The sequence below is a fragment of the Micromonospora sp. genome (assembly GCF_048594385.1).
GTDB lineage: Bacteria > Actinomycetota > Actinomycetes > Mycobacteriales > Micromonosporaceae > Micromonospora > Micromonospora wenchangensis.
The window spans coordinates 1-10,524 of sequence record NZ_JBMDWU010000593.1; the positions used below are offsets into that span (position 1 = coordinate 1).

The window sequence follows — 10,524 nt, forward strand, 5'->3', positions numbered from 1 at the left end:
TGGCAGCGGCCCCCGCGACGGCCGGTGCCACGGAGGACAGCGCCACGCCAGCCGGTGCCACGGAGGGCAGCGCCGCATCGGCCGGCGTCGCGAAGCCCGGCTCGACGACGACCGCCCCGACGACGACCGACCCGGCAACGCCCGGCCCGACGGCGGCCGAGGTGGCACCGACCGGCCAGGCGGCGGCCGACGCGGTGGCAGCCGGCGGGTCCGGCCGGTCGGTGGGCGTGCCGGCACCGCGTACCGCGGCGGGCTCCGCGGACGACGCGCCGACCCCGGCCGACCGACCCGCCCCGGTCCCGGCCACCGCCCCGGCGACGCCCGGCCCACAGTCCGGCCCGGGTCGGCCCGCACCCCCCGGCCAGCAACCGCCCACCGGGGCCGGCGTGCCCGCCCCCGGCCGGCCGGGGCCCGGCGGGTTCGGTACCGACGGGCGACCGGTGCAGTGGGGTGGGCCACCCGGGGCCTGGGCCCCGGTCCCGCCCCCGCCGTCGTTCCTGAGCACCCGGTGGCCCGGTCCCGCACCCGCCACCGGCTGGGAGGTGCCGGCGGCGGTGCTCGCCGGGGCGTTGGGCGTGGCGTTCTTCGTCCCGCTCACCCGCACCGGCATCGGCTGGTTCCTCGGCTGGCTGGTCCTCACCGTCGGGGTGGTCGCGGCCGTCCGGCGCAACGCCGACACACTCACCCGCACCGACCGGCTGATCCGGGGCGGCTGGGCGGCCGCCGCGCTGGCGCTGCTGGCCGTGCTGGCGTTCCGCAACGCCTGGTGGCTGGTGACCTTCTGCGTCCTCGGGGCGCTGGGCTGCGCGACGTTGGCGATCGTGGGCGGAAGACAGGTCCGGTCCATCCTGTTCAGCCTGGTCGCGGCCCCGTTCGCGGCGCTACGCGGGCTGCCCTGGGTACGGCGGCACATGACCGCCACCGGGGGCGGCCAGCTGGTGCCCCGGGTCGTCGGCTCGGTCGCCGCCACCGCCGTGGTGCTGCTCGTCTTCGGGCTGCTGCTGTCCTCCGCCGACGCCGCGTTCGACCAGGTGCTCGGCGCGGTGGTGCCCGAGGTCAACGTGGACACCGTGTTCCGCTGGCTCTTCCTGGCCGCCGTCGGTGGGTCGATCGCGGTCGCCGCCACGTACACCCTGGCCGCGCCGCCGGACCTGTCGACCGTCGACCGGGAGGGTCGGCGGCGACTGGGCATCCTGGAGTGGGCACCGGCCATCGCCGCCCTGACGCTGCTCTTCGTCGGTTTCGTCGCGGTGCAGTTCACCGTGCTCTTCGGCGGTCAGCGGCACGTCCTGCGTACCGCCGGCCTGAGCTACGCCGAGTACGCGCGCAGCGGGTTCTGGCAGCTCACCGTGGTGACCCTGCTGACCGTGGCCGTGCTGGGCGGGGTCAGCCGCTGGGCGCGACGGGAGAGCCGGGCCGAACGGGTGCTGCTGCGGGTCCTGCTCGGGCTGCTCAGCGCGCTCAGCGTGGTGATCGTGGTGTCCGCACTGTCCCGGATGTACACCTACCAGAAGGTCTACAGCTTCACCGGGGAACGGATCTTCGTGATGGCGTTCGAGCTGCTGCTCGGCGCGGTCTTCCTGATGGTCCTGGTGGCGGGCGTACGGTGGCGGGGTCGCTGGATTCCCGGCGCCACCGTCGGGCTGGCCGTGGTGATGCTGCTCAGCCTGGCCGTGCTCAACCCGGAGGACTACGCGGCCCGCCGCAACATCGCCCGGTACGAGCAGTCCGGCAAGATCGACGCCTGGTACCTGCGGGCGCTCTCCGCCGACGCCACCCCCGCCCTGGCCAACCTGCCGGACCGGATCCGCCGCTGCACGCTGAGCTGGATCGACGACGACCTCGCCGAGCCCGACCCGTGGTACGCCTGGAACCTGGGCCGCAGCCGGGCCCGTGCGGAGTTGCAGCGGCTGGGCCCGCGCGCGGTCGGCGGGCAGAAGGACTGCAAGGCCGCCGACCAGTTCGACCTGCCGAAGACCCGGCGCACCCCGCGCTGACCACCCTGCGCCGCCCGGCCCCGGTTTCCGACCCGGGCCGGGCGGACCTCGCTGCCCGGCCCGGTTGCCTGCCGGGGCCGGGCAGCGGCGTCAGGGTGGCGGGCGGCGACTCCACCCCGGCGGGCAACCCCCGGTGCCGGACCCCGCGTGACTATCTCGACAAGGGGATCGGAGGCCCGGATGGGTGATCGCGACACGGCGTTCGCGGCGTACTTCGCGGCACGCTCGGAGGCGATGCGCGGCACCGCGTACCTGCTCTGCGGCGACTGGCACCGGGCGGAGGACCTGGTACAGACCGCGTTCACGAAGCTCTACCTGGTCTGGAACCGGGTGTCCCGGCACGAGGTGCTCGACGCCTACGTACGCCAGATCCTGGTGCGGACCTTCCTCGACGAGCGACGGCGCGGCTGGTGGCGGCGGGAGCGGGTGGGTGGCGAGCAGACCGACCGGCCGGCACCGCCGGACTCGCCGGAGAACCGGCTGGTGCTGCTCCAGGCGCTGGCCGCCGTGCCGCCGCGCCAGCGGGCCGTGCTGGTGCTCCGGTACTGGGAGGACCAGTCCGTCGACGAGGCCGCGGCGGTGCTCGGCTGCTCCACCGGGACGGTGAAGAGCCAGTCGGCGCGCGGCCTGGAGACGTTGCGTGGCCTCCTGTCCCCCACCCTCAGCGGCACCAGGAAGGGACAACCATGAACGGCGAAGAACTGCGTGAGGCACTACGGGCCGAGATGGCCGCCACCGCCCGGCCACCGTCGTTGAGCGTGGACACCGCACTGCGGACCGGCCGCCGGGCCCGGGTACGCCGTCGTGCCGTCTGGGCCGGGGCCGGCGTCACGGCGGCGCTGCTCGCGGTGACCGGGGTCGGGGCGGTCGGCGCGGCCGGCTCCGGGGGGTTCACCCCGGCGGCGCCGGGGGTCGGCACCGTCCCGCCGCCGTCGGTGCACGACACCAAGCCGGTGTGGCCGACCGGCCCGGACGGCCAGCCCCAGGAGGACCGGACGGCACGGGCCGGCACCCGGTACGACCGGGCGGCCCGGCTGCTCGACGACCTCGTCGCGGTGGTCCCGGCCGGCTACACCGTGCCGTCGGACCCGGCGACCCCACCCGCCGGCCAGCCGCCGTCGCGCGACCACCAGGCACAGTTCGACGACAGGGTGGACGGCATCGAGGTGTGGAGCTACACGTCCTCGGCCTCCGTCCGCCAGGGCCAGCGGACGGGCCGGTTGCTCGTCGAGGTGCACAGCGCCGGCAACCGGCTGCCGACCGAACCGTGCCCGCTGGCCCGGCAGTTCTGGGTCACGGCGGGCGCGTGCGAGGTGGTGACCGTCGGCACCACGCGGATCGGTGTGGTGGTCCGCGCCGCCGCCGCCGACGACCGGTTCGACCAGTGGGCGGCGTACCGGCATCCGGACGGAACGGTGGTCTTCGTGGCGCAGTCCCGACGGCTCGGCGACGGGCAGCCGGAGCTCGCCGCCCTGCCGTTCACGCCGGAGCGACTCGCGGTCCTCGCCACCGACAGCCGGTTCCACCTGCGCTGAGCGCGGTTCCCCGGCCCGCCGGCCGGACCGGGACGGCCCGGTCGCGGCGACAGGGTGCCGTCGACCCGGACGGGCGCGGGCGGCGGGCCCGGTCGCGGCGGTACGGTCAGCGGCCGGTGCCCGCCGCGCGGATCGGCTGGGCCCGCCACCCGGCCTCGTCCCGGGGCGGGTGCGGCGGGCGGGCACACAGGACGTACGACTCGGGGGCCATCGCGCCGTGCCGGCCGCCGAGCGTGGCCATCACCGCCGCGTGCAGCTCCCGCGGGCCGACGCGCGGTTCCGCCGGGGCGGCGTAGCCGACGAGCGACCGGGTGCCGCCCGGCCCGCCACGCAGGATGATCCGGGCGGTCGGGTCGCCGGCCGCGGCCCGGAGCACCTGTTCGCTGGCGGTGACGTCGATCCAGGCGGCGTCGATCTCCACCCACTCCGGGCCGCGTACCACCGGGTCGAGGTCGACGAGATCGCCCAGCCGGTCGAGGTCGACGTCCCGGTCGGCGGCGGTCAGCAGGATGCGTTCCATCGACCACAGCAGTGCCGCGGCCTCGTCGGTGCTCACGTGCCGGACGTCGTGGGTGAGACCGACCACGACGGTGGGCCTGGTGTGCAGGATGGTGAGCCGGACCGGGTCGGTGGTGGTCGCGTCCAGGCCGCTCTCCACCTCGGTGCCGTGCACCGGTGCCCCCGCCCGCCCGTCGAAGACGCCGCCCCGGGTGCTGCTCATGTCGTTGATCACCAGGTCCCGGTGCCGCTGGCAGCCCCGCTGGGAGCCGATCGACTGGACCGACTCCTCCACGGCGGTCGCGTCGAAGTAGGCGTACTGGTAGGCGTTGAAGATGGCCAGGTGGGTCCGGCGCAGGGTCTCGTGGAACGACGGGGCGGGGCTGAACGGGACCAGCGCACTCTGCGCGATGCTGCCGACGAAGTTCTGCATCCGGGGCAGCGCGCGGTTGCTGTAGAGGGCCTCCAGCGCCGCCAGTTCGGTGCCCGTCCACCAGGACAGCAGGGTCGCCGTGGTGGTGACGAGAACGCTGGCCGGGGTGACCCTGGTCCGCCTGGCGACCGCGTCGATCGCCTCGGCGACCGGCCCGGAGCGCAGGGTCGCGAGGCGGAACTCCGGCGGCCCCTCCCGACGGGCCGGCACCGAGAGCAGGCAGGGCGGGATGGTGTGCAGTTGCTGCCGCCAGTAGGCGAGGGTCCTCGCCATCCGACGCCGCGCCTGCGGGGTCCGCTCGTACTCGGCCTGGTCGGCGGGCTGCCAGACCGGGGGGCCCACCGTGCGGTCGGCGGGGGACGCGACGAGCCCGACGAGTTCGTCCAGCACGAGGTTGGCGGTCACCAGGTCCGCGACGGCGTGGGAGAACTCGAAGACGGCCCGGACGGGCACCCCCGCGTCCGTGGTCACCGCCATCCGGACGGGGAACTCGGCGCCGTGGTCGAACGGGCGGGGCGGATCGCTGATCCAGGTCCGGTCGTACGCCCCGGACCCGAGTTCGAGCAGCAGCAGGTCGACGTGCCCGTCCCGGGTCACCACCTGGGCCCGTTCCACGCCCGGGCCCACCTCGTACACCGTGCGTAGTCCCTCGTGGCGGGAGACCAGCACGCCGACCGCCGCGCGGACGTCGTCGACGGTACGCCCGGCGGGCAGGTCCGCGTACCCGACGAACACCGCGCCGCTGCCCTCGTACGGCAACCAGTCGAAGACGTTGCTCTGACCGTGGGGCATCGGCCACCGGCCCGAGCGGAGCCCGGCGAAGGGCACCCGCACCGTCCGTACGGCGGTCGACGTCTCGGCTGTGGTCATCTGGCTACCCCCGGGTCGGGATGGGTCGGGCGGACACGGGACCGGTCACTCCCGGCGACCGGGCACCACGCCGCCGGGCACCGCGTCCCGGTCGGCTGCCGGTCCGCCGGCCGACGCGGCGTCCCGGTCGGCTGCCGCGTCCCCGTCGGGTGCCGGGTCGACATCGGTGGCGACGGGTTCCGGGGCCGGCTTCGGGTGGGTCAGCAGGCGCAGCCCGGCCAGCAGGATCACCAGCGACAGGACGGCGAGCAGGAGCCGGTGGTCGACGACGACGATGAGGGCGGCGGCGACACCGATGGCCGCCGTCTGCGGGATCGTCACCAGCATCCCCGCCGTGGTGAAGGCCCGCCCCAGCAGCCGCGACGGGGTGTGCCGCTGCAACAGGGTGTTCCAGCCGATCGAGAACCAGGTGACCGCGAGCCCGATGCCCACCGCCCCGCCCAGCACCACCGCTGTCGCGCCGACGGCCAGGGCGGCGCAGCCCACCCCGAGGCCGATCAGGGCGCCGCCGATGGCCCTCGCCTCGCCGACGCGGCGCAGCAGCCACGCGCCGGTGAAGCCGGCGACGATGGAACCGATCCCCTGGACACTGACGATCACCCCGAAGAACGCCGCCGGCCGGTGCAACCCGTCCTCGACCACCACGAAGATGATCGGTTCCAGGAAGCCCACCGCCCCGAACGCGACGGCGCTGACGACGGTGACCTGGGACAGCAGCGGAACCGACCGGATGTGACGCAGGCCGGCGAGCAGTTCGGTGCCGAACCGTTCCCCGCTGCGTTCCGGTGGCGACTCGGCGACCCGCACCGTGGCCAGCGCGATGATGGCGGCGAGGAAGGTCAACGCGTCGATCAGCGCCAGCAGGTGACCGCCGAACGCGGCGTAGATGCCGGAACCGACGAGTGGCGCGAGAATCCGGGTGAACCCGAACAGGGTGCCGAACGCCGCGTTGGCCGAGCCCAGGTCACTGTCGGGCAGCAGGTCCTTGAGCAGGGCGTTTCGCCCCGCCATGAGCACCGTGGCGACACAGCCGTGCACGATGGCGACGCCGTAGATGATCCAGGTGTGGTCGGCGGTCCGGACCAGCAGCAGCGCCAGCACCGCCAGCCCGGCGATCGCGTTGGTCGCCATCAGCAGCGGCTTGCGGCGTACCCGGTCGATCTGCCGTCCGGCCAGCGGGGCGAACAGCACCGGCAGGCCCATCGCCAGGAACACGGCACCGGCGGCCGAGTTGCTCCCGGTGAGGTCCTTGACCCAGATGCCGAGGGCCAACAGCAGCGCGGTGTCCCCGAAGCCCGACAGGGCGTCGCCGACGTACAGCCGACGGAACCGGGCGTCCCTGAACGCGGTCACTCAACTCAGCGCCTCTCGGTGGTTGGTGGCACGGCCCACGGGTTCCAGCCGTACCTGCAGGTGGCGGTAGCCGTGGACCAGGTTGGAGCGCAGCGGCACCGGCTCGCCGACCACGGACACCGAGTCGACGAACTCGGCCAGCGCGAGCAGCAGCGCCCGCAGTTCCAGCCGGGCCAGCGCGGCCCCCAGGCAGTGGTGCGGGCCGTAGCCGAACCCCAGATGGTTGGCCGGGCGGCCGGGACGGAACTCGTCGGCCGCCGCGAAGTGCCGGGGGTCGCGGTTGGCCGCCGGCAGCCAGGCCACCACCGCCTCGCCGCTGGCCACCCGCTGACCGGGCAGCTCGACGTCCTCGGTGGCGACCCGCAGCACGTGCATCGCGGGTGAGGTCCACCTGATGACCTCCTCGACGAGCGGCCCGACGAGATCCGGGTCGGTGCGCAGCCGGTCCAGGGTGCCGGCGGCGGTGGCCAGCGCGTGGAAGCAGCCGGCGATCGCGTGCCGGGTCGTCTCGTTGCCGCCGACCAGGACGTTGTCGCAGTTCAGGAGGACCTCACGCAGGTCGAACCGGGGGTCACCGGCCAACGCGCTGATCAGGTCGTCACCCGGGCTGCGCCGCCGCTCGGCCACCAGGTCGGCGAGGTAGAGGATCATCTCCGAGTGCGCCGCGTCCGGGGGCATCCGGTCGAAGGAACTGTCCGCGCCGCCGAAGGCGTGGCTGGTCAGCTCGATCAGCATGTCCCGGTCGGTCGCCGGCACGCCGAGCAGGCGGCAGACGACGCTCGCCGGGATCACCGGCCCGAGGGAGGCGGCGACGTCGAGGCCGCCCGCCGACACGGCGTCCGCGACGAGCTGGCGGACCTCCTGCCGGACGGTCTCCTCCAGCGACTCGGCCATCGCCCTGGACAGGAAGGGCATGATGACGCTGCGCAGCCGGGTGTGCCGGGGGCCGTCGGCGACCACCAGCATCCCACCGCCCGCCTTGTCGGGGTGGTCACGGTCGAAGCCGATCATCATCCCGTACTCGGAGGTGAACGCGGCCTTCGGTGCCAGCACCGCGCGGCACCCGGCGAGCGAGAAGACCGACCAGAAGCCGCCCGGTGAGGTGCCGGCGTCGCTCCACAGCACGGCGTCGTCGGCGGCGTACCGACGCCACCTGGCGAACCGGCCGGGGTCGAGGTACAGGTCAGGGTCGCCCAGGTCCATCGCCGTTCCCCCTCTGCTCGGTCCGCACCAGGTCGGCGATCTCCCGGGCCAGGTCGGCGAAGGACGGCCGGCGGAACACGGTGACGATCCGCAGGTCGACACCGAACCGCCGGTGCACCGCGCCGACCAGGTGCAGGGCCTTGATCGAGGTGCCGCCGAGCGCGAAGAACTGGCTGTCCGCGCCGAATTCCGTCACCCCCAGCAGGTCCCGCCAGATGTCGGCGAGCCCGGCGGCGACCGGGTCCCCCGGCGGGGAGGCGGCGTCAGGGACGGGCGGGTCGGCGGGGACGGGCGGTTCCGGGTCCGGGTCGCGGCCGAGCGCCGCCAGCAGCGCCGCCCGGTCCACCTTGCCGTTGGGGGTCACCGGCAGGGCCGGCAGCCGGTGGCACCGCGCCGGCACCATGTAGGGGGGCAGGTTGGCCCGCAGGAACTCCCGCACCTCGGACGGCTCGGCCGGGCCCGTCGACACGGCGACCAGTTCCACCGGTTCCGCGTCGGTGACCGCCACCACCGCGTGGTCACCCACCTGCGGGCAGTCGCCGAGGACCCGTTCCACCTCGCCCAACTCCACCCGGAACCCACTGATCTTCACCTGGTCGTCGCGGCGGCCCAGGAACACCACGTCCCCGTCGGGCCGCAGCCGCACCAGGTCGCCGGTGCGGTAGAGCCGCTGGCCGGGCGCGTCGGCGAACGGGTCCGCGACGAACGCCGTGCAGGTACGCCCCGGATCGCCCACGTAACCGTCGGCCAGCCCCTGCCCGCCGACGTACAGCTCACCGGTGCCGCCGGGGGTGACCGGGGTCAGCCGGTCGTCGAGCACCCGCAGGTAGCCGCCGTCGATCGGGCCGCCGATCGGGATGACGCCCCCGTCCAGGTCGGCGGGGACGACCTCGTGCGCGGCCGAGAAGGTGGTGTTCTCCGTCGGCCCGTACGCGTTGACCAGGTGCTCCGGCGCACCGGCGGCCAGCATCCGGCGGATCTGCGCCAGCGCGTACTGGTCGCCGCCGATCAACAGCACCCGGAGCCGGGCGAAGGCGTCGGGCACGTGCGCGACGATCGCGTTGAGAAGGGCATTCGTGGTGAACATGACGCTCACCCCGGTCTCGGCGAGGAACCGTCCCAGCCGGTACGGCGACAGGGCGACCTCGCGGGGCACCACCACCAGCGTCGCGCCCGCGCACAGCGCGCCCCAGATCTCCAGGGTGGCCGCGTCGAAGGCGGTGTTCGACAGGTGCGCGACGACGTCGTCCGGCCCCAGCCGCAGGAAGTTGGAGTGCGGCACCAGGCGCAGGATCGCCTCGTGCGGCACCACCACCCCCTTCGGCGCACCGGTGGACCCGGAGGTGTACATGACGTACGCCGGGTGCCGGACCGTCACCGGGACGTGCGACGACCCGACCGGTCCGGAAGCACCGGCCGCCCCCACCGCAGCACCGACCGGCGCCCCGGGCAGCTCGATCGTCGGCACCCCGGGCGGCACGTGGTCCTCGCGGCCCCGCTCGCACAACGCCAGCCGTACCCCGCTGTCCCGCCCGATCGCCCGGCTGCGGGCCGGCGGCTGGGCCACGTCGACGGGCACGTACGCCGCCCCGGCGCGCAGCACGGCCAGGAACGCGGTGACCGCGTCCGCGCCCCGTGCGGCGGCGACGGCCACCCGGTCCCCCGGTCGTACGCCCGCCGCGACGAGCCGTCCCGCGAGCCCGGCGGCGGCGGTGTCCAGCGCGCCGTAGCTGAGCTCCCGGTCGCCGTGCCGCACCGCGACCGCCTCCGGGCGGGCCCGCGCCCGCAACGCCACCACCTCGTGCACCGGCAGCTCCGCGGGCTGACGGACGTACCCGTGGGTGACCGCCGGTGCCACCGACGGTCCCGACGCCACCGGGGTGTCCGGGGCGGCGCTGAGCCGGGCGAGGTCGGCCAGCAGGGTGGCGTGCAGTTCCCGCGCCCGCTCCGGGGTGAACAGGTCGGCGGCGACCTCCAGGGCGGACGTCGCCGACGTCGTCCCGGTGGTGACGGTCCACAGCAGCTCGAACTTGGCGGTGCCGGTGGACAGCACCTCCCGTACGGCCGGTGCGCCGGCCGGCGCCCAGCGCCAGCCGCGGTCGTCGACGTGCGAGATGCCGACCTGGGTCAGCGGGTGCCCGTCCGGCCCGGCGGCGTCGGCCAGCTCCGCCACCAGCTCCTGCAACGGCGTCCACTGGTACGCAACCGCCGCACTGACCTGCGCCCGGACCTGGGTGACGAGGTCCCGGAAGGTGGTGTCGGCGTCGATCCGGGCCCGGACCGGCAGGACGTTGACGAACATGCCGACGGTGTCCTCGTCGTCCACCGTCCGCCCGCCGAAGGGTGCGCCGACCACCACGTCGGACGCGTGGGTCGTGCCCCCGGGCGCGGCGACCCGGCTGAGGAAGGCCGTGTAGGCGGCGAGCAGCACCATGAACTCCGACGCCGCGCAGTCCCGCGCCAGGTCGGTCAGCCGGGTGACGAGCGCCGGGTCGAGCGGCGCGGTCACCACCGCGCCCGCCGGGCCCACCACCTCGGGTCGGGGGCGGTCGGTCGGGAGCGCCCGCCGACCCCCCCCCCCCGCGCGCGGATCCCGCCCGTGGGCACGACCCACGCGTCCGACGTGGTGGTCGGC

At 75.1% G+C, this 10,524-nt stretch carries 7 protein-coding genes; 3 read left to right on the forward strand and 4 right to left on the reverse strand.

Annotated elements, in window-relative coordinates; translation table 11 throughout:
• The 3 genes from ACOJTC_RS30915 to ACOJTC_RS30925 form a co-directional block, all read left to right on the forward strand.
• Nucleotides 1-1,997, forward strand: a 1,997-nt coding sequence (locus ACOJTC_RS30915; protein WP_420119525.1) for a DUF4153 domain-containing protein, incomplete at its 5' end; no start/stop codon positions are given.
• 180 nt (nt 1,998-2,177) lie between these two features.
• Nucleotides 2,178-2,687 carry a SigE family RNA polymerase sigma factor gene (locus ACOJTC_RS30920; protein ID WP_420119526.1) on the forward strand — a complete coding sequence of 170 codons (510 nt, stop codon included), beginning with the start codon at nt 2,178-2,180 and terminating at the stop codon, nt 2,685-2,687.
• Nucleotides 2,684-3,532, forward strand: a complete 849-nt coding sequence (locus ACOJTC_RS30925) for a hypothetical protein (protein WP_420119527.1) — start codon at nt 2,684-2,686, stop codon at nt 3,530-3,532. Before ACOJTC_RS30920 ends, ACOJTC_RS30925 begins: the two co-directional genes overlap by 4 nt.
• Nucleotides 3,533-3,638: 106 nt before the next feature.
• Here ACOJTC_RS30925 and ACOJTC_RS30930 read toward each other — a convergent pair whose 3' ends face one another.
• From ACOJTC_RS30930 to ACOJTC_RS30945, 4 genes are read right to left on the reverse strand one after another with little or no spacing between them, the layout of a single operon-like run.
• Nucleotides 3,639-5,333, reverse strand: coding sequence for a condensation domain-containing protein (locus ACOJTC_RS30930; RefSeq protein WP_420119528.1), 1,695 nt, complete (start codon nt 5,331-5,333; stop codon nt 3,639-3,641).
• A gap of 45 nt (nt 5,334-5,378) precedes the next feature.
• Nucleotides 5,379-6,686, reverse strand: a complete 1,308-nt coding sequence (locus tag ACOJTC_RS30935) for an MFS transporter (RefSeq protein ID WP_420119529.1) — start codon at nt 6,684-6,686, stop codon at nt 5,379-5,381.
• Nucleotides 6,687-7,889 (reverse strand): cytochrome P450, encoded by a 1,203-nt coding sequence (locus tag ACOJTC_RS30940; RefSeq protein WP_420119530.1) that lies wholly within the window; start codon nt 7,887-7,889, stop codon nt 6,687-6,689. It abuts the gene before it with no gap.
• Nucleotides 7,870-10,503, reverse strand: a complete 2,634-nt coding sequence (locus ACOJTC_RS30945) for a non-ribosomal peptide synthetase (RefSeq protein WP_420119531.1) — start codon at nt 10,501-10,503, stop codon at nt 7,870-7,872. Before ACOJTC_RS30945 ends, ACOJTC_RS30940 begins: the two co-directional genes overlap by 20 nt.
• Nucleotides 10,504-10,524: the final 21 nt, after the last annotated feature.

What these genes read in the sequence shown, in the direction of transcription:
- ACOJTC_RS30920 (WP_420119526.1), top strand. Translation starts at nt 2,178, where the DNA reads ATGGGTGATCGCGACACGGCGTTCGCGGCGTACTTCGCGGCACGCTCG.
- ACOJTC_RS30925 (WP_420119527.1), top strand. Translation starts at nt 2,684, where the DNA reads ATGAACGGCGAAGAACTGCGTGAGGCACTACGGGCCGAGATGGCCGCC.
- ACOJTC_RS30930 (WP_420119528.1), bottom strand. Translation starts at nt 5,333, where the DNA reads ATGACCACAGCCGAGACGTCGACCGCCGTACGGACGGTGCGGGTGCCC.
- ACOJTC_RS30940 (WP_420119530.1), bottom strand. Translation starts at nt 7,889, where the DNA reads ATGGACCTGGGCGACCCTGACCTGTACCTCGACCCCGGCCGGTTCGCC.